The organism is Sphingomonas pituitosa NBRC 102491, from assembly GCF_001598435.1.
Classification (GTDB): domain Bacteria; phylum Pseudomonadota; class Alphaproteobacteria; order Sphingomonadales; family Sphingomonadaceae; genus Sphingomonas; species Sphingomonas pituitosa.
The window spans coordinates 67,048-84,291 of sequence record NZ_BCYY01000001.1 but is presented as its reverse complement, the minus strand read 5'-3'; the positions used below and the strand labels follow the sequence as shown (position 1 = coordinate 84,291).

The window sequence follows — 17,244 nt, the reverse complement described above, 5'->3', positions numbered from 1 at the left end:
CGGGAGGATCATCGCATTCTGTTATTAATAGTCAATCGCAATAAGCCGCGATGTGCGCTCAGTCGGGCAATTCGCCATTCGCCTCCAGCACCACCCCGGCGAGATAGAGCGAGCCCAGGATAAGGACGGCACTCGGTGTCGCCCCGTCCAGACGCGCGGCGATGCCCCGCAGGGCGTCGGGCACGTCCTCGGCAGTCCCTGCCAGCGGCACGCCGAGGCGCCGGACCAGCGCCGCGAGTTCGACAGGGGCGTGATGGGCATGCCCGGGGATGGGCACGGTGGTCACGCTAGCCAGCCGCCCGGCGAGGGGGGTGAGCAGTCCCTCCGGATCCTTGTTGGCCAGCATGCCGAGCACGAGGTGGCAGGACCGGTCGGCGGCGACAGCCGCGACGGTGTCCGCGATGGCGGTCCCGGCGGCGGCGTTGTGGCCGCCGTCGAGCCAGACCGGCGTTCCCTGGGGCAGCAGCGCGGTCAGCGTACCGTTGCCAAGTCGCTGCATCCGGGCCGGCCAGCGCGCGCCCGTTGCCGCGGCGGCGAAGGCCGCGTCCGGGATCGCCAGCGCGGCCTGGTGCCGCAGCATTGCGATGGCGAGCGCGAGGTTCCCGGGCTGGTGCGGGCCGGAGAGCGCCGGCAGCGGCGTCGCCAGCGTGCCCTTCGCGTCGTGATAGACGAGGCGATCGCCTTCCACGGCATAGTTCCAGGCCGCGCCCTCCGCGAGCACCGGCGAACCGGTGGCTGCGACGACGGCGGCAATCTCGGCGTCGTAGCGCATGGTGACCAGCGGCACCCCGGGCTTGGCGATGCCGGCCTTTTCGCGGGCGATCTGCGGCAGCGTGTCGCCGAGAAAGGCCTGATGGTCGATGCCGAGCTGGGCGATCGCAGTAGCGATCGGCGCGGGGACCACATTGGTGGCATCCAGCCGACCGCCAAGGCCCACTTCGATCACGCAGGCATCGGCCGGCGTGCGGGCAAATGCAAGGAAAGCGGCGGCGGTGGTTACCTCGAAGAAGCTCGCACCGATGTCGCCGCCGGCGTCCAGCACCTCGGCCAGCAGGGGCGCGAGGGTGGCGTCGTCGATCAGCGTGCCGGCAAGGCGGATGCGCTCGTTGAAGCGGACGAGGTGCGGGCTGGAATAGACGTGCACGCGCAAGCCCGCCGCTTCGAGCGCAGCGCGCAGGAACGCGCAGGTCGATCCCTTGCCGTTGGTGCCGGCGACATGCAGCACCGGCGGCAGCCGCAGATGCGGATTGCCGACGCGGTCGAGCAGCCGGGTGATGCGCTCCAGGCCAAGGATATCGGCGCCGGGGGAAAGCAGCGTCAGCCGGTCGAGCTGGGCCTGGACGGCGGGATCGGTGGAGCGAGCGAAGTCGGGCATTGCGATCTCAAGCCCCTCCTCGGAGGAGGGGCTGGGGTGGAGGGATTCCAGAACGTGCGTTTGTCTCGGCGAGACACGGCCCCACCCCAACCCCTCCCACAAGGAGGAGGGGCTAAGGAAGGCTGAAATTCACGCCGCCGCGCGTGCCTCGCACAGCAGGCCGATCAGCTGGCCCAGCGTGTCGCGCAGGTCACGGCGGTGCGTGACCATGTCGACCAGGCCGTGGTCGCGATAATATTCGCTGGTCTGGAAGTCGTCGGGCAGCTTCTCGCGGATCGTGTTCTCGATCACGCGGCGGCCGGTGAAGGCGAGCGTGGCGCCCGGCTCGGCGATCTGGACATCGCCCAGCATCGCATAGGCCGCCATCACGCCGCCCGAGGTCGGGTCGGTAAGCACCACGATATAGGGCAGGCCCGCGTCATGCAGCATCTCGATCGCCACGGTGGTGCGCGGCATCTGCATCAGGCTGAGAATGCCTTCCTGCATGCGCGCGCCGCCCGAGGCGGTGAAGACGATGTAGGGCGAGCGCGACGCGATCGCGGTCTCGACGCCGGCGATGAACGCCTCGCCGACGGCCTGGCCCATCGATCCGCCCATGAAGGCGAAGTCCTGCACGCCGATCACCGCCTTATGGCCGTGGATCGTGCCGCTGGCGTTCTGGAACGCATCCTGCTCGCCGGTGTTCGCCCGCGCCGCCTTGATCCGCGCCGTGTAAGGCTTCGAATCGCGGAACTTCAGCGGATCCTCGGCAACCTTCGGGCTCGACAGCAGCTTGAACGCGCCGTCGTCGAACAGCTGCTCGAACCGCTTCGTCGCGCCGATCCGGTCATGATAGTCGCAGTGCGGACAAACATTCTGGTTGTCCTCGAACTCCTTCATGAACACCATCTGCCCGCAACCCTTGCACTTGTGCCAGAGATTGTCGGGGCTTTCCTCACCACGGGTGGTGACATAGGCGAGCGCGTTACGGACGCGCGAAATCCAGCTCATGCGACTTCCTTGCGTGCGGCGACCAGCGCCGTCTTCAGCGTATCGATATAGGCACGGACGGGCTCCGCCGCATCCGCACCGTGGCGGCCGACCAGCTCGACGATTGCGCTGCCCACAACCACGCCATCGGCGACGCGACCGATGGCGGCGGCCTGTTCGGGAGTGCGAACGCCGAAGCCGACCGCGATCGGCAAATCGGTGGCGGCCTTGAGGCGGGCCACCGCGGCTTCGATCGAGGCCGTGGCGGCCTGTTGCAGCCCGGTGATTCCGGCGACCGAGACGTAATAGAGGAACCCCGACGCGCCCTCCAGCACCGCCGGCAGCCGTGCCGCATCGGTGGTGGGCGTGGCGAGGCGGACATTGCCGAGCCCGGCGGCGCGGAGCGCTTCGCCCAGGCTGTCGTCTTCCTCGGCGGGAATGTCGACGCAGATCGCGCCGTCGACACCGGCGTCGCGGGCGGCATTGGCGAACCATTCGGGCCCGCGCCGCGTCATCGGATTGGCATAGCCCATCAGCACCAGCGGCACCTCGGGGTGGCGGGCGCGGAACGCGGCGGCGATGGCGAGCACGTCCGCCGTGGTGGTGCCGGCGGCGAGGCTGCGCAGATTCGCCGCCTGGATCGCCGGGCCGTCCGCCATCGGATCGGTGAACGGCATGCCGAGCTCGATCACGTCGGCGCCGCCCGCGACGAGCGCGTCGAGGATCGCGGCGGTCGCGCTCGGCATGGGGTCACCGGCGGTGACAAAGGTCACCAGCGCGGCGCGACCCTGATCGGCGGCGCGGGCAAAGGCGTTGGCGAGGCGGGTCACATCGACACTCCCAGCGCCTCGGCGACGGTGAAGATGTCCTTGTCGCCGCGACCGCAGAGGTTGGCGAGGATCACCTTGTCGCGCGGCATCGTGCGGGCGATCTTGGCGACCGCCGCAATGGCGTGGCTCGGCTCGAGCGCGGGGATGATCCCCTCGGTGCGGCAGAGCAGCTGGAAGGCGTCGAGCGCCTCGGTATCGGTCACCGACGTATAGTCAACGCGACCGATGTCGCGCAGCCAGGCGTGCTCGGGGCCGATGCCCGGATAGTCGAGGCCCGCCGAGATCGAATGCGCCTCGGTGATCTGGCCGTCCTCGTCCTGCAGCAGATAGGTGCGATTGCCGTGGAGGATGCCGGGCGAGCCGCCAGCGAGGCTGGCGGCATGGCGCTTCTCCAGCCCTTCGCCCGCCGCTTCGACGCCGAGCATCTGCACCTCGGCATCGTCGAGGAACGGGTGGAACAGGCCGATGGCGTTCGATCCGCCGCCGATCGCGGCGACCAGCAGGTCGGGCAGCTTGCCGGTGCGCTTGAGCATCTGCTCGCGCGCCTCGCGGCCGATCACCGACTGGAAGTCGCGGACCAGCTCCGGATAGGGGTGCGGGCCGGCGGCGGTGCCGATGATGTAGAAGGTGTCCTCGACATTGGCGACCCAGTCGCGCAGGCCCTCGTTCATCGCGTCCTTGAGCGTCGCAGCACCACTGGTCACCGGCACCACTTCGGCGCCGAGCAGCTTCATGCGGAACACGTTGGGCTGCTGGCGCGCCACGTCGGTAGCACCCATGTAGATCACGCAGGGCAGCCCGAAGCGCGCGCAGACGGTGGCGGTGGCCACGCCGTGCTGGCCCGCGCCGGTCTCGGCGATGATCCGCGTCTTGCCCATCCGGCGAGCAAGCAGGATCTGACCGATGCAGTTATTGATCTTGTGCGCGCCGGTGTGGTTCAGCTCGTCGCGCTTGAACCAGATCTCGGCGCCCATGCCCTCGGGCGCGTTTTCGCGCAGGGCGTCGGTCAGCCGCTCGGCATAATAAAGCGGGCTGGGGCGGCCGACATAATGTTCGAGCAGGTCGTCGAACTCTGCCTGGAAGGCGGGATCGGCCTTGGCGGCGGTGTATTCGCGCTCGAGGTCGAGAACCAGCGGCATCAGCGTCTCGGCGACGAAGCGGCCGCCGAACTGGCCGAAATGCCCGCGGTCGTCGGGCTGGGCGCGGAAGGAGTTTGGTGCGTTCATGATCGGGCAACGGCTTTAAGGAATGCTGCGATCTTGTCCACATCCTTGACGCCCGGCGCCGTCTCGATGCCCGAAGAGACATCCACCAGCGGCGCGCCGGTCACCCGGATCGCTTCGTCGGCATTGCCGGCATCGAGCCCGCCGGACAGGATCCAGGGCAGGGGGTGGGCGAAGCCGTCGAGCAGGTTCCAATCGAAGCGCAGGCCGGTGCCGCCGGGCACCTTCGCGCCATCCGGGGCCTTGGCGTCGTAGAGCAACCGATCGACCGCCCCTCGGAAGCCGGCGGCGGGGACGAGATCGGCACGGGTCTTTACCGCAAGTGCGGCCCAAGTCTCGCGACCGGTACGCGCCTTCACCGCGGCCGCGCGTTCGGGCGTGACCTTGTGGAGCTGGATCACGTCCAGCCGACCGGCGACAATCGCGGCGTCCAGCAGCCCGTCGTCAGGATCGACGAACACGCCGACGCGCGCGACATGCCCTGGCACCCGCGCGGCAAGACCCTGCGCCTTCTCGAAAGGCAGATGGCGGGGGCTGGGGGGGAAGAAGACGAAACCGACATGGCTTGCCCCGCCGGTGGTGGCGGCATCGAGCGTCTCGGGCGTGGACAGGCCACAGATTTTTGCGGTTGCGGGCATGGGCAGCCCTGTAGGCGCTAGACGAGCGGCTTGGCCAGCACCGTCATGAACAGCGGCGGGTCCAGCGGGATCGGAAAGTCGCGGCGCGCGCCGGTCTCGGCATAGCCGCGGCGGACATAATATTCGATCAGCTTGCGGCGCTCCTCGATCACGGTCATCTCGATCCGCGTGCAGCCGAAGACGTTGCGCGCATACGCCTCGGCAGCGGTAATCAGCTGGCGGCCGAGCCCGCTGGCTTGGCGCAGCGGCTCGATGCAGAGCAGGCCCAGATAGGCGGTGCCACCGCCCCGCTTGGCGACATTGACGCAGCCGAGCGCAACGCCGCCCTCCCACGCGCTCAGCAGCACCTGGAGCGGATCTGCGACGATGCCCGCCAGCGTTTCCAGGCTGGTGCGGGGGCCTTCAATCAGGTCCGCCTCATGCGTCCAGCCTTGGCGCGCGGTCTCGCCGCGATAGGCGCGTTCGATCACGGGGTGGAGCGCGGGCAGCTCCGCAAGCGTGGCGGGACGGAGGGTGAGGGGCATGGAACTTCCGGACATTTCCCTCCCTTGTAGGAGGGAAATGCCGTTCTATGTCAAAGGGTCGCGGCGATTGCGCGGGCAGCCTGATCGGGATCCTCGGCCTGGGTGATCGGGCGGCCGATGACCAGGATCGATGCGCCCGCATCCACCGCGCTTCGCGGCGTCACCACGCGTTTCTGGTCACCGACATGCGCGTCGGCCGGTCGCACGCCGGGGACGACGAAGAAGCCGTCCTTCCACGCTGCATGCGCCGCCTTCACCTCTTCGCCCGAGCAGACGATGCCGTCGACGCCCGCCGAGCGCGCCAGCTCCGCTAGGCGCATGACCTGCTCGTGCGGGTCGGGCTTGAGGCCGATCGAGGTCATGTCGCTGCCATCCAGGCTGGTGAGCATGGTCACAGCAACGACCTTGGTGCCTTCGGGTGCCGCCGCCTTGGCATCTTCCAGCATCGCCCGGCCACCCGCGGCGTGGACGGTTAGGATCGCCGGGTTGAGCGGCCGCAGTGCCTGGATCGCCTTGGCAACGGTGTTGGGGATGTCGTGGAACTTGAGGTCGAGGAAGATCGGCACGCCGATCTCCGCCATCTCGTGCACGCCATGGCGCCCGTTCGCCATGAAGAATTCGAGTCCCAGCTTGATGCCGCCGACATGGTGGCGGACCCTCTGGGCGAGCGCCTTTGCCTTTTCGAGCTCGGGCGTGTCGAGCGCGACGTAGATCCGGCTGCTCATGCGCGCGGATCCTCGATCGCGGGCGTTTCCGCCACCGGCTCGAAGCGGGGCGCCGCTGTGGCGGGGATCGACCGCAGATCGGCCAGTGCGCGCTCCAGTCCGGCGAAACGCTGGCGCATCCGCCAGCGCAGCGTCTGATACGCGACCAGCATCGGCAGGAAACCGGCGAGGAACACGACGATCAGCAAGAGCGGCAGGCTGATATCGGCGACGAGTCCGCCCCAGAGCTGGATGCTCACGCGCTGCTCGCCATTGTAGATCACGAACCCGGCGATCACGCCGCCGAGCAGGAGCCACAACAGCACCTTCAGAAACCGCATTCCGCTCCCTTCCTGGCAAACCCTGAGCGGCCTTCTAGGCCCGAGCGGGCCCGCTTGCCAAGGCTCAGCCGATTTCGCCCCGCAACTCGGCGACCAAGCCGGGGATCGCGGTGAGGCTGGGTGCTTCCTCGTCGAGGATCGCGTGGAACGCGCGACGCTTGAGCGCTGCAACATGTTCGACGTCGGGCCGGGCTTCCGGATCAAGCGTGGACAGCACGATGTCGATCAGTCGGTCCGCGCCGTTCAGGCGACCCCAAAGATAATCATTCTCGCGATAGGCGCGGCTGAAGAATGCGCCGAAATTGTTGAACTGGTTGCCTTTCAGCATCGCGGCGACGCCGCCGGTGCGGATCGCCCTGGCATCTTCCGGCGAGATGCGATCGACGCGGATGGGATCGAATTCGTCCATCCCCTCGCCCTGCAGCAGCGGCAGCGTGGCGATGTCGAAGAAGGGGAAGCCTAGATAGGCGAGCAGCATCGGTCGCCGCAGCTCCTTCGACAGCGCGCTGAACCCGGCCGAGAGGGCCTCGTCGGTCTGCCGGTCGAGCGTGCGCAGCTGCATCCGTTCCGCAAGGGCATCGAGCAGCGCGCCGCGGTCCTCTCCGGTGCGATCGCGCAGATCCGCAAAGGTATCCGAGCGTTTGAGCTCGAGATAGGCGGCGAGCGCGCCGTAGATCGCGTCTCGCATCGGCCGCATCGCGCCGCGCGGCGCCGAATGCTCCATTTCCGAGAGACGCCGCGCGAGCAGGCGCAAGCGGCGAATGCGGAAACCGAGATCATGGCCGCGCAGAAAATCCAGCGCTTCGGGCGATGCGCCGCCTGGCAGCGCAGCCCCGAACCTGTCGGCGCCCCGCACGCGGACGGTGTCGCGCAACTGGCGCGCCACCGTGCGGAGTCGCTGGCCGTCCTGCTGGCCGCTCAGCGACTGGAGCAGCCTCGCGGTGCGGTCTACCGCACCGTCCACCTTGAGCAGCGCGTACGCGGTATGGCCATAGCCGGCCTTGGCGGCAGCGGCGACCTGGGCGCGCTTGCGCCACGCGGCGAGGCGCTTGGGCGTGGGGTAATCGAGCCACAGCGTATAGCCGAACAGCGACTCGACCTGCGCCTCCACCTCCGCCCGGATCTCGGCAACGATGGCGAGCATGCGCTCGATGCGATCCGAACGATCGGCGATGGCATCCAGATTGTCCCGGATCGGCTGCTTGCGCGGCAGCTCGGAAAGGGCGCCGATGATCGTCGAGAAGAAGCCGGGGCGTTCCTGCCGCGGACCGTAGAAGTCGAACCGCATGTCCGGCGTGGGATCGAGGAACACGAACCGCCGGTCGACTTGGCGGCGGGCAGGGCGCTCGCGCAGCGCCGCCATCGCCGGGCCGAAAGGCGCGTTGGCGAGAACGGAACCATCGATGAGTACCGCCTTCTCCGCCCGGCTCTCCGACCATTGCTCGGGCAGCGCGCGCTGGAGGAAGGCATCGCGCCCGAACCAGGTTTCGCTGCGTTCTGCCAGCACCTTGTCGAGCTCTTCCACCATCAGTGGGGGGAAGGCGCCCGGGAAGCTGGAAGTCGCCCGCGCGGCAAAGGCGAGCGCAGCCGGATGCGCCACGCCGGTCCCCCGCCCATGATCGCTGAAGCCGAAGACCAGGCGGTGTTCGGTTTCCACCACCTCGGGCGGCGTATTGAGCCGCAAGGTTTCCGCATGGCCGCGGAAATCGGTGGCGGTAACGAACAGGTCGAGCGGCTGGCCATCGGGCAGCAGCCGGCGCTCGGCCGGCCCGTTCGCCATCGCGTCGAATGCGTTCATCAGGGTATGGAGCAGCTGCGCGCCACCGAAGGGAGGTTCGAACCAACGCGAGCGCACGAAGCGTTCCAGCTTCTCCCGCACTTCTGCGCGGGCACCGGCTTCCACCGTCTCGTCGATCGCCTGCGATCGGTTCGAGACCATCCATGCGATCGGCTTGGCCCACACCTTGGCGAAGCGATGCGACGGACCCTGGCTGGGCGCGAGCAACGCATCGACATCGGCATAGTCCAGCCACATCGCCGTCAGCGGATCGAGCGACTGTCCGGTGGCGATCGCCTGGGCGAGGAATACGGCGTTGATTCCGCCGGCGCTGGCACCCGAGAGGATGTCGACAAGCACGCGCAAATTGAGGCCGCTGCGCTCGCGGATTTCCTCAAGCAGGTCGCGATAGACGCTGTGGAGCGGCGTTCCCTCGCGCTCGGCGCAACTCGCGCGGGCGAGGTGCCACACCTCCTTGGTGATGCCGTGCATGTACACCGCAAGGCTGATCCCGCCATAGCAGACCAGCGCCAGCCGCAGTTCCTTTTCCTGCCCTTCCTGCATCAGCGGTGCCGCACCTCCGCCCAGACCGGAAGGTGATCGGAGGCGGTGCGGGCCGCGAGGCTGTGATGCACCCCGGCGTCGCCGATCGCCAGGTCGGGCGAGGCCATGATCCGGTCCAGCCGCGCCATCGGGCGGCGTGCGTGGAAGCTCTTGCCGGTGGGCGCGAAGGCGAAATGCTGGGCGAAATCGCGCAGGCAACCGCGCTCCGCGCTCCATTCGTTGAGGTCGCCCATCATCACGGTCGGCATCGCTGGGCAGCCGGCAAGCTGGGTGAGGATCGCATGCGCCTGCCGCCGCCGCCACAGGCCCGACAGGTCGAGGTGCATGCCGACGACGCGCAGCGGCTGCCCGTTGATCCGAAGGTCCGCCATCACCGCACCGCGCGGTTCGAGCGTGGGCAGGTGCAGCGCCGCGCAGGCGAGAATCTCGGCCTCTTTGCGGACCAGCAGCGCATTGCCATGCCAGCCCATCGACCGCGCGCGCATGCCGAACTGCACCGCTTTCCACGGACTGTGTTCGGCGAGCAGATGTTGCGCAAGCACCGCCTCACGCGCACCGAAGCGTCGATCGGCCTCCTGCAAGGCGATCACATCGGCGTCGACCTCGAGCAGTACCTCGAGCGTCCTCTCCGGGCGGCGCCGTCGGTCGGTGCCGATCGACTTCCGCATGTTGTAGCTGGCGACCTTGATCATCCGCGCCCCTTATCGGCGCGAGCATTATCGCAGCACAAGTCTCAATAACCCGTTTCGCCCCGCTCGCGCTGCCCGGCGGCGATTTCGGCCGCTGCGAGCAGGCTGCGGCCAGTGGCCTCGGCGGCTTCCGGCGTCATCGCCACCGCGACGCCGTCGGGGCCATCGAGCAGCACAAGGCCGAGCTCAGCGGTGGCGATTCCGCCCACTTCCTCCGGCGTAAGCGCCGAGTGCTTGGCCATGTCCGTCGCTTCCCGTTCTGGAGTATTGACCGGGGAGAACGCCGCATCGCGGCCAAATATCCTCGGATTTCAGCCGCAAAGCCATGCGGCGAGGGTTTTCGGATAGAGCTGGTGCTCTTCCGCTAACACGCGCGCCGCGAGCGAATCGGCAGTGTCGCCCGGCAGGATCGCCACGCGGGCCTGGCCGAGCACGTCGCCGCCATCGAGTTCTTCGGTGACGATATGGACCGAGGCACCGGCCTCCGCATCACCGGCCTCGATCGCCCGGGCATGGGTGTCGAGGCCCTTGTACTTTGGCAGCAGCGAGGGGTGGATATTGACGATCCGCCCGCGCCAGCGCGAGACGAAATCGTCCGATAGCAGCCGCATATAGCCGGCGAGCGCAATCGCCTCGACGCCCGCGTCGCGCAGTGCCGCGTCGATCTTCGCTTCATAGTCGGCCTTGGGCATGCCCTTGGGCGACTGGGCAAAGGTCGGCACGCCCCGCTCGGCAGCCCAAGCGAGCCCGGCCGCTTCCGGCTTGTCGCTGGCGACCAGCGCGACCGTGTACGGGCAATCCGGCGCCCCGGCAGCTTCGACCAGCGCGGCCATGTTCGATCCGCGGCCCGAGATCAGGATGCCGAGTCGCTTCTTGCTGGAGGCGCCAACGGACGCCTCAGCCATGGTGGGTAGCGCTCCACGCCCCACGGGCGCTCCAGGTCTCGTCCGCGCCGTACACGGTACAGCCGCGCTCACCCGCTTCGATCGCGCCGATAGTGAACACCGTCTCGCCGGCTGCGGTCAGCGCCGCCGCCACGGCTTCAGCCTCTTCGGCGGCGACCACCGCGACCATGCCGACACCGCAGTTGAAGGTGCGCGCCATCTCTTCGGGCTCGATATTGCCCTGCGCCTGCAGGAACGCCATCAGCCGCGACTGCGGCCAGGCGCCCGCGTCGATGCGCGCATGGGTGCCCTCGGGCAGAACGCGCGGGACATTCTCGAGAAGACCGCCGCCGGTGATGTGGGCGAGGCCGTGGATCGTGCCCTTGCGGAGTTCCGGCAGCAGGCTGGCGACATAGATCCGAGTCGGCGCCATCAGCGCGTCGATCAGCAACCGCTCCTGATCGAACAGCGCCGGACGATCGAGCTTCCAGCCCTTGTCCGCCGCGAGTCGCCGCACCAGCGAGAAGCCGTTCGAGTGCACGCCGTTCGAGGCGAGGCCGAGCAGCACGTCGCCAGGCGCGATCTTCTTGCCGTCGAGCAGCCGGTCGCGCTCGACCGCGCCGACGCAGAAGCCGGCGAGGTCGTAATCACCATCGGCATACATGCCCGGCATCTCGGCGGTCTCGCCGCCGATCAGCGCGCAGCCGGCCTGGCGGCAGCCCTCGGCGATCGACGCGATGACGCGCTCGGCGACCGCGTTGTCGAGCTTGCCGCTCGCATAATAGTCGAGGAAAAACAGCGGCTCGGCGCCCTGCACGATCAGATCGTTGGCGCACATCGCGACAAGGTCGATGCCGACGCCGTCGTGATGATTGTGCTCGATCGCCAGCTTCAGCTTGGTGCCGACGCCGTCGTTCGCCGCGACCAGCAGCGGATCGGTGAAGCCCGCCGCCTTCAGGTCGAAGATGCCGCCGAAGCCGCCCAGATCGGCGTCCGCGCCGGCGCGCCGGGTGGAACGGGCAAGCGGGCCGATCGCGCGTACCAGCGCGTTGCCTGCCGCAATCGAAACGCCCGCCTGGGCATAGGTGTAAGGGCCGTCGCCCGCCTTGGTCTCGCTCATGGCCGACGCCCTAGCCACAACGCGCTTGGATTTCCACGCCCGGTTCGCCAAAAGGGCGCCCGCATGCAGTTTCGCCGTCCCAAAACCGTCCTTGGCGCCCTTTCGGCGCTCGCGCTCGCCGGTGCGGGCATCGTGGCGGCACGCGGGCAGGGCGGGGCGCCCGCGGCGCCTGCGGGCACGGCCGGCAGCTTCGAAGTGAGCGGCGTGAAGGTCGACGTGTCAGGCAAGAGCGCCGACATCGCACGCCAGGGCGGCTGGCGGATCGCGCAGCGCAAGGGCTGGTCGATGCTGTCGCAGCAGCTTACCGGCAAGCCCGGCGCGCTCTCCGACTCGGCATTGGACGCCATCGTGACCGGCATCGTCGTCGAGCGCGAGCAGATCGGCCCCAATCGTTACATCGCCAGCCTGGGCGTGCAGTTCGATCGCGCCAAGGCCGGCTCGATCCTCGGTGTCTCGATCGCGGTTACCCATTCGCCGCCGATGCTCTTGGTGCCGCTGCAATATTCGGGCGGCGTCGGCCAGGTGTTCGAGCGCGACACTGCCTGGGCGCGCGCCTGGAACCGGCTGCGCGCCGCTGGCAGCACGATCGACTATATTCGGCTGCGCGGTACCGGCGCCGACCGGCTGCTGGTCAATACCGGCCAGACGCTGCGCCATGGCCGCAACTGGTGGCGGACGATCCTCGACCAGTACGGCGCCGTCGACATGCTCGTCGCCGAGGTGCAACTGCGTCGCGACTATCCGGGCGGGCCGATCGTCGGCATCTTCTCCGCGACGCACGGGCCGGACAAGCTGCCGATCACCAGCTTCGCGCTGCGGATCGACAATGGCGACGCGATCGACACGCTGTTCGATACCGCCGTAGCGCGGATCGACAAGGCCTATCAGGCGGCGCTTTCCGATGGCCGGCTGCATACCGATGCCGTGCTCGCGGCCCGGCCGCCGGTTGCCCAGCCGGCCGCGCCTGTGTCTGAGGAGACGCCGCTGCCCACGCCGCTGCCGAGTGTCGAAGGCACGCCTGCCGCCACGACCGCATCGCTGTCGGTGCAGGTCGAAACACCCAACGCCGCCGCCGTCAACGCCTCGGAAAGCGCCGTGCGCGGCGTACCGGGCGTGCGCAGCGCCACCACGACCAGTCTGGCGCTGGGCGGCATCTCGGTGATGCGCGTGTCGTTCGACGGATCGCAGGCCGCTCTGCGCGCCGCGCTCGAGTCGCGCGGCTGGAGCGTGCAGGAAGGGCCCGGCGTGCTTCGCATCCGCCGCGGCGCTTCGCCCCAGGCATCGCCGACCCCCAAGGCACAATGAGCCAGCTCCGCCTGCCGCTGGGCCTGCCCGAAGCGAGCGAGACGGACTTCCTGGTCAGCGACTCGAACGCCCGCGCCGTCCATCAGCTCGAACATTGGGCCACCTGGCCGGTGATGGCCGCGCTGCTGGTCGGCCCGCGCAAGTCCGGCCGCAGCCTGCTCGCGCGCATCTTCGCCGCCAAGAACGGCGCGACGATCATCGACGATGCCGAGCGGGCGGACGAGGAAGGCATCTTCCACGCCTGGAACCGCGCCCAGGGCGAGCGTCGCCCGCTGCTGATCGTCGCCGATGCCGCGCCGCCGCTGTGGGAGGTGACGCTGCCCGATCTGCGTTCTCGCCTCGCCGCCTCGCCGCTGCTCGAGATCGGCCCGCCCGACGATGCGCTGATCCCGCTGCTGCTCGAACGCGCCTTCACCCGGCACCTGCTCCACGCGACACCGGCGGTGATCGCCTGGATCGCCAAACGGATCGAGCGCAGCCATGTCGCGATCCTGCGCGTTGCCGACGTGCTGGAGACGGAGACCGACGGTCGTTTGTCGATCCCGGTGGCGAAGTCTACACTTCAGGCTGCAAGCCTTTTGACGCATTCCGACGATAGCGAGAGCGAATGACCGAATCCGCCGCACCTGCGACCATCGCCCCCGCCGATCCCACCGAAGCGCGCTACTTCAACCGCGAGCTCTCCTGGCTGGCCTTCAACCGCCGCGTGATGGAGGAGGCCTGCAACCCCGCGCATCCGCTGCTGGAGCGGCTGCGCTTCCTCTCGATCTCGGGCAGCAATTTCGACGAATTCTTCATGGTCCGCGTGGCGGGCCTGATGGGCCAGCAGCTCCAGAACATCGACACGCGCTCGGCCGACGGCCTTACCCCCGCCCAGCAACTGGAAGCGATCTCGGCCGAGGCCGCGACGCTGGCGGACGAGCAGCAGGCGGTATGGGTGGACATTCGCGCCCAGCTCGCGCTCGCCAATATCTTCGTGCTGGAAGCCGATGCGATCACCGGCGAAACCGAGGAATGGCTCGCCAACCATTTCCGCGAGCAGATATTCCCGATCCTCACGCCCCAGGCGCTCGACCCCGCGCATCCGTTCCCGTTCATCCCGAATCAGGGATCGAGCGTGATCTTCAACCTCGTCCGCACCTCGGATCGCGAGCCGATCCAGGAACTGGTGATGCTGCCGACGACGTTGAAGCGTTTCGCGCGCCTGCCCGGGAGCCCCGCGCGCTATGTGGCGATCGAAACGCTGATCAAGCATTTCCACGGTCTGCTCTTCCCAGGCTATGAAATGATCAGCGCTGCCACCTTCCGCGTGCTGCGCGACAGCGACATCGAAATCGAGGAAGAGGCCGAGGATCTCGTCCTCACCTTCCGCTCGGCGATCAAGCGGCGCCGTCGCGGCCGGGTCATCCGCCTGGAGATGGAGGAGGGCATCGCCCCCGATCTCGAAGCGGTGCTCAAGGAGGAACTGGGCGGCAGCGACGCGCTGCTCACCGAGACCGGCGGCTTCCTCGGCGTCGGCGACCTTTCGATGCTGGTCGACGAGGACCGGCCGGACCTCAAGTTCACGCCCTTCTCGGCGCGCTTCCCCGAGCGGATCCGCGAGTATGGCGGCGATTGCTTCGCGGCGATCCGCGCCAAGGACATCATCGTCCACCACCCGTACGAGACGTTCGACGTGGTGCTCAGCTTCCTCCAGCAGGCGGCGGCGGACCCGGACGTGGTCGCCATCAAGCAGACGCTCTACCGTGCCGGCAAGCAGCCCGCGGTCATCAACGCGCTGATCGCGGCCGCCGAGGCGGGCAAATCGGTGACGGCGGTGGTCGAGCTCAAGGCGCGGTTCGACGAGGAGCAGAACCTCTACTGGGCAACCGCGCTGGAGCGTGCGGGCGTGCAGGTGGTCTACGGCTTCATCGACTGGAAGACCCACGCCAAGGTTTCGATGGTCGTGCGGCGCGAGGGCGACCGCTATCGCACCTACTGCCATTTCGGCACCGGAAACTACCACCCGATCACCGCGCGCATCTATACCGATCTCAGCTTCTTCACCGCGGATCCGCGGATGGGGCGCGATGCGGCGCAGATCTTCAATTATGTCACGGGCTATGTCGAACCGCAGCATCTCGAGCTGCTCGGCATTTCGCCGCGCGACCTGCGCCGCCGGCTGACCGCGCTGATCGAGGAAGAGATCGAGCATGTCCGCGCCGGACGCCCCGGCACGATCTGGGCGAAGATGAACTCGCTGGTCGATCCCGCGATCATCGAGAAGCTCTACCAGGCGAGCACCGCCGGCGTGCAGATCGAGCTGATCGTGCGCGGCATTTGCTGCCTGCGTCCCGGCGTGGCGGGGGTGAGCGAGAACATCCGGGTGAAATCAATCGTCGGCCGCTTTCTGGAGCACAGCCGCATCTGGGCGTTCGGCAACGGCAAGGCGCTGCCCAACGACGATGCCAAGCTCTATATCTCCTCGGCCGACTGGATGCAGCGCAACTTCGATCGCCGCGTCGAGTTCATGTTGCCGCTGCTCAACAAGACCGTGCACGATCAGGTGCTCGACCAGGTGATGGTCGCCAACCTGCTCGACAACGAACAGAGCTGGCTGCTCGCGCCCGACGGCCATTACGACCGGATCGTCCCGAGCGACGAAGGGGAATTCAACCTGCATCGTTATTTCATGACCAATCCTTCGCTCTCCGGCCGCGGCGCCGCGGTGGACGCGCGCAAGCCGGTGCCGAAGCTGTCGCCGCGCAAGCGCCGCCTCGCCGCCGCGAAGGGCGGCTGAGCGGGTGGCGACAGCCTTTTTCCGCAAGCCGCGCGCCGAGTCGGACGGCGCACGGCCGCGCACGGCGATCATCGATATCGGTTCCAATTCGATCCGCCTCGTCGTCTACGAAGGCCCGGCGCGGCTGCCCGCGATCCTGTTCAACGAGAAGGTGATGGCGGGGCTGGGCAAGGGGCTGGCCGAAACCGGCGCGATCCATGCCGGCGGGCTCGCCAGCGCGCGGGCGGCGCTGGGCCGCTTTGCGCTGCTCGCCCGCGAGATGCAGGTCAGCGAGCTCCGCACCGTCGCCACCGCCGCGGTGCGCGACGCGTCGAACGGCGGCGAACTGATGGCGATGGCGGAGGCCTGCGGGCTGGAGGTCGAGCTGCTGTCGGGTGTGGAGGAGGCGACCGCCGCCGGCTTCGGCGTCCTCTCGGGCATTCCGGAAGCCGACGGCGTGGTCGGCGACCTTGGCGGGGGCAGCCTCGAGCTGGTGCGTGTCGTCGCCGGCACCGTTACCGACCGCGTCTCCTTCCCGCTCGGCGTGCTCCGCCTCGGCGCGATCCGGGCGCGGGGCAAGGGCGTGCTGGAGCGCGACGTCACCCGCATGATCGAGACGGCAGGCTGGAAGGGGCGGGGGAAGGGCTTGCCCTTCTACATGGTCGGCGGTTCCTGGCGCTCGCTCGCCAAGCTCGACATGCACCTCACCAACTATCCGCTGCCGATCGTTCACCACTACCCGCTGGCGATCGACCGGGTGGAGGAACTAGGCCGCCGCGTCGAAGGCGCGACCAAGGCCGATCTCAAGACCGTGCCCGACCTGTCGAGCGCGCGCATCCCCTCGCTGGCCGATGCCGCTGCATTGCTGGTGGCGGTGACGAAGCAGCTCGGCAGCAGCGGGACGATCGTCTCGGCCTATGGGCTGCGCGAGGGCCTGTTGTTCCAGCGCCTGTCGACCGAAGAGCGGTTGCAGGACCCGCTGATCGTCGCCGCACGCGAGGAGGGCCAGCGCTCGGGTCGCTTCCCCGAACATGGCGATCTGCTCGATGCCTGGCTGGCGCCGCTGTTCCGCGACGGACCGGACTGGGCGCGGCTGCGCCATGCCGCGTGCCTGCTGGCGGATGTGGGCTGGCGTGCGAACCCCGAGTTCCGCGCCGAACGCGGCATGGAGATCGGGCTGCACGGCAACTGGGTCGGCATCGACGCCGTCGGTCGGGCGATCGTGGCGCAGGCGCTCTACACCTCGCTGGGCGGCGCGACCGACAGCCCGGCGCCGCTCGAACGCCTCGCTTCGCCCGAAGCGCTGGCCGAGGCCAAGCGCTGGGGCCTGGCGATGCGGCTCGGCCAGCGGCTGAGCGGCGGCGTCGCGCGCCCGCTCAAGCGTTCGCGGCTGCGGCTGGAGGGCCCGTCGCTGGTACTCAGCCTCGCCGACGGCGACGAGCCGCTGTACGGCGAGGCGGTGGAGAAGCGCCACCGCGCGCTGGCGGTGGCGATGGCAAAGGAGCCGGTGCTGGAGACGTGAGGACCACGCTCTAAGCCGTCA

Annotated in this window: 17 protein-coding genes; 4 read left to right on the top strand and 13 right to left on the bottom strand. The window is 68.6% G+C overall.

The window, feature by feature from the left end; translation table 11 throughout:
• Nucleotides 1-58 precede the first annotated feature (58 nt).
• From SPI01S_RS00375 to purM, 13 genes are all read right to left on the bottom strand, one after another.
• Nucleotides 59-1,375, bottom strand: a complete 1,317-nt coding sequence (locus SPI01S_RS00375; RefSeq protein WP_066716496.1) for a bifunctional folylpolyglutamate synthase/dihydrofolate synthase — start codon at nucleotides 1,373-1,375, stop codon at nucleotides 59-61.
• Nucleotides 1,376-1,504: 129 nt separating this feature from the next.
• The gene (accD, locus tag SPI01S_RS00370; RefSeq protein ID WP_066716493.1) at nucleotides 1,505-2,365 is read right to left on the bottom strand and encodes an acetyl-CoA carboxylase, carboxyltransferase subunit beta; all 861 of its coding nucleotides are present in this window, start codon (nucleotides 2,363-2,365) and stop codon (nucleotides 1,505-1,507) included.
• Entirely contained in the window at nucleotides 2,362-3,174 is an 813-nt protein-coding gene (gene trpA, locus SPI01S_RS00365; protein ID WP_066716490.1) for a tryptophan synthase subunit alpha, read from the bottom strand. The genes accD and trpA overlap by 4 nt, the downstream gene beginning before the upstream one ends.
• Nucleotides 3,171-4,400, bottom strand: coding sequence for a tryptophan synthase subunit beta (gene trpB, locus SPI01S_RS00360; protein WP_066716488.1), 1,230 nt, complete (start codon nucleotides 4,398-4,400; stop codon nucleotides 3,171-3,173). The genes trpA and trpB overlap by 4 nt, the downstream gene beginning before the upstream one ends.
• The gene (locus SPI01S_RS00355) at nucleotides 4,397-5,035 is read right to left on the bottom strand and encodes a phosphoribosylanthranilate isomerase (protein WP_066716485.1); all 639 of its coding nucleotides are present in this window, start codon (nucleotides 5,033-5,035) and stop codon (nucleotides 4,397-4,399) included. The genes trpB and SPI01S_RS00355 overlap by 4 nt, the downstream gene beginning before the upstream one ends.
• Before the next feature lie 17 nt (nucleotides 5,036-5,052).
• A complete protein-coding gene (locus tag SPI01S_RS00350) occupies nucleotides 5,053-5,559 on the bottom strand; it encodes a GNAT family N-acetyltransferase (protein ID WP_066716482.1) in 507 nt (168 codons plus the stop codon).
• 50 nt (nucleotides 5,560-5,609) lie between these two features.
• Nucleotides 5,610-6,284 carry an orotidine-5'-phosphate decarboxylase gene (pyrF, locus tag SPI01S_RS00345; protein WP_066716479.1) on the bottom strand — a complete coding sequence of 225 codons (675 nt, stop codon included), beginning with the start codon at nucleotides 6,282-6,284 and terminating at the stop codon, nucleotides 5,610-5,612.
• Nucleotides 6,281-6,604, bottom strand: coding sequence for a LapA family protein (locus SPI01S_RS00340; RefSeq protein WP_066716476.1), 324 nt, complete (start codon nucleotides 6,602-6,604; stop codon nucleotides 6,281-6,283). Before SPI01S_RS00340 ends, pyrF begins: the two co-directional genes overlap by 4 nt.
• A gap of 64 nt (nucleotides 6,605-6,668) precedes the next feature.
• Nucleotides 6,669-8,945 (bottom strand): patatin-like protein, encoded by a 2,277-nt coding sequence (locus tag SPI01S_RS00335; protein WP_066716474.1) that lies wholly within the window; start codon nucleotides 8,943-8,945, stop codon nucleotides 6,669-6,671.
• Entirely contained in the window at nucleotides 8,945-9,637 is a 693-nt protein-coding gene (locus SPI01S_RS00330) for an endonuclease/exonuclease/phosphatase family protein (protein WP_066716471.1), read from the bottom strand. Before SPI01S_RS00330 ends, SPI01S_RS00335 begins: the two co-directional genes overlap by 1 nt.
• 41 nt (nucleotides 9,638-9,678) lie before the next feature.
• Nucleotides 9,679-9,876: a hypothetical protein gene (locus tag SPI01S_RS00325; protein WP_066716468.1), complete on the bottom strand. Its 198-nt coding sequence runs from the start codon at nucleotides 9,874-9,876 to the stop codon at nucleotides 9,679-9,681.
• A gap of 69 nt (nucleotides 9,877-9,945) precedes the next feature.
• On the bottom strand, nucleotides 9,946-10,539 hold the full coding sequence (gene purN, locus SPI01S_RS00320) for a phosphoribosylglycinamide formyltransferase (protein ID WP_066716465.1): 594 nt from the start codon (nucleotides 10,537-10,539) through the stop codon (nucleotides 9,946-9,948).
• Nucleotides 10,532-11,638 carry a phosphoribosylformylglycinamidine cyclo-ligase gene (purM, locus tag SPI01S_RS00315; protein ID WP_066716462.1) on the bottom strand — a complete coding sequence of 369 codons (1,107 nt, stop codon included), beginning with the start codon at nucleotides 11,636-11,638 and terminating at the stop codon, nucleotides 10,532-10,534. Before purM ends, purN begins: the two co-directional genes overlap by 8 nt.
• 63 nt (nucleotides 11,639-11,701) lie before the next feature.
• On the opposite strand from purM, the gene SPI01S_RS00310 reads away from it, so the two are divergent.
• Genes SPI01S_RS00310 through SPI01S_RS00295 form a run of 4 tightly spaced genes read left to right on the top strand, consistent with a single transcriptional unit; the run spans nucleotide 11,702 to nucleotide 17,223 of the window.
• Nucleotides 11,702-12,943 (top strand): hypothetical protein, encoded by a 1,242-nt coding sequence (locus tag SPI01S_RS00310; protein ID WP_066716459.1) that lies wholly within the window; start codon nucleotides 11,702-11,704, stop codon nucleotides 12,941-12,943.
• Nucleotides 12,940-13,554 carry a P-loop NTPase family protein gene (locus SPI01S_RS00305; RefSeq protein WP_066716456.1) on the top strand — a complete coding sequence of 205 codons (615 nt, stop codon included), beginning with the start codon at nucleotides 12,940-12,942 and terminating at the stop codon, nucleotides 13,552-13,554. The genes SPI01S_RS00310 and SPI01S_RS00305 overlap by 4 nt, the downstream gene beginning before the upstream one ends.
• The gene (locus SPI01S_RS00300) at nucleotides 13,551-15,722 is read left to right on the top strand and encodes an RNA degradosome polyphosphate kinase (protein ID WP_066716453.1); all 2,172 of its coding nucleotides are present in this window, start codon (nucleotides 13,551-13,553) and stop codon (nucleotides 15,720-15,722) included. The genes SPI01S_RS00305 and SPI01S_RS00300 overlap by 4 nt, the downstream gene beginning before the upstream one ends.
• Before the next feature lie 4 nt (nucleotides 15,723-15,726).
• A complete protein-coding gene (locus tag SPI01S_RS00295; RefSeq protein WP_066716450.1) occupies nucleotides 15,727-17,223 on the top strand; it encodes a Ppx/GppA phosphatase family protein in 1,497 nt (498 codons plus the stop codon).
• The last annotated feature ends 21 nt before the right edge of the window (nucleotides 17,224-17,244 follow it).

Coding starts and splice junctions, on each gene's coding strand:
- SPI01S_RS00375 (WP_066716496.1), bottom strand. CDS start 1,375: ATGCCCGACTTCGCTCGCTCCACCGATCCCGCCGTCCAGGCCCAGCTC.
- accD (WP_066716493.1), bottom strand. CDS start 2,365: ATGAGCTGGATTTCGCGCGTCCGTAACGCGCTCGCCTATGTCACCACC.
- trpB (WP_066716488.1), bottom strand. CDS start 4,400: ATGAACGCACCAAACTCCTTCCGCGCCCAGCCCGACGACCGCGGGCAT.
- SPI01S_RS00355 (WP_066716485.1), bottom strand. CDS start 5,035: ATGCCCGCAACCGCAAAAATCTGTGGCCTGTCCACGCCCGAGACGCTC.
- SPI01S_RS00350 (WP_066716482.1), bottom strand. CDS start 5,559: ATGCCCCTCACCCTCCGTCCCGCCACGCTTGCGGAGCTGCCCGCGCTC.
- pyrF (WP_066716479.1), bottom strand. CDS start 6,284: ATGAGCAGCCGGATCTACGTCGCGCTCGACACGCCCGAGCTCGAAAAG.
- SPI01S_RS00340 (WP_066716476.1), bottom strand. CDS start 6,604: ATGCGGTTTCTGAAGGTGCTGTTGTGGCTCCTGCTCGGCGGCGTGATC.
- SPI01S_RS00335 (WP_066716474.1), bottom strand. CDS start 8,945: ATGCAGGAAGGGCAGGAAAAGGAACTGCGGCTGGCGCTGGTCTGCTAT.
- SPI01S_RS00330 (WP_066716471.1), bottom strand. CDS start 9,637: ATGATCAAGGTCGCCAGCTACAACATGCGGAAGTCGATCGGCACCGAC.
- SPI01S_RS00325 (WP_066716468.1), bottom strand. CDS start 9,876: ATGGCCAAGCACTCGGCGCTTACGCCGGAGGAAGTGGGCGGAATCGCC.
- purN (WP_066716465.1), bottom strand. CDS start 10,539: ATGGCTGAGGCGTCCGTTGGCGCCTCCAGCAAGAAGCGACTCGGCATC.
- purM (WP_066716462.1), bottom strand. CDS start 11,638: ATGAGCGAGACCAAGGCGGGCGACGGCCCTTACACCTATGCCCAGGCG.
- SPI01S_RS00310 (WP_066716459.1), top strand. CDS start 11,702: ATGCAGTTTCGCCGTCCCAAAACCGTCCTTGGCGCCCTTTCGGCGCTC.
- SPI01S_RS00305 (WP_066716456.1), top strand. CDS start 12,940: ATGAGCCAGCTCCGCCTGCCGCTGGGCCTGCCCGAAGCGAGCGAGACG.
- SPI01S_RS00300 (WP_066716453.1), top strand. CDS start 13,551: ATGACCGAATCCGCCGCACCTGCGACCATCGCCCCCGCCGATCCCACC.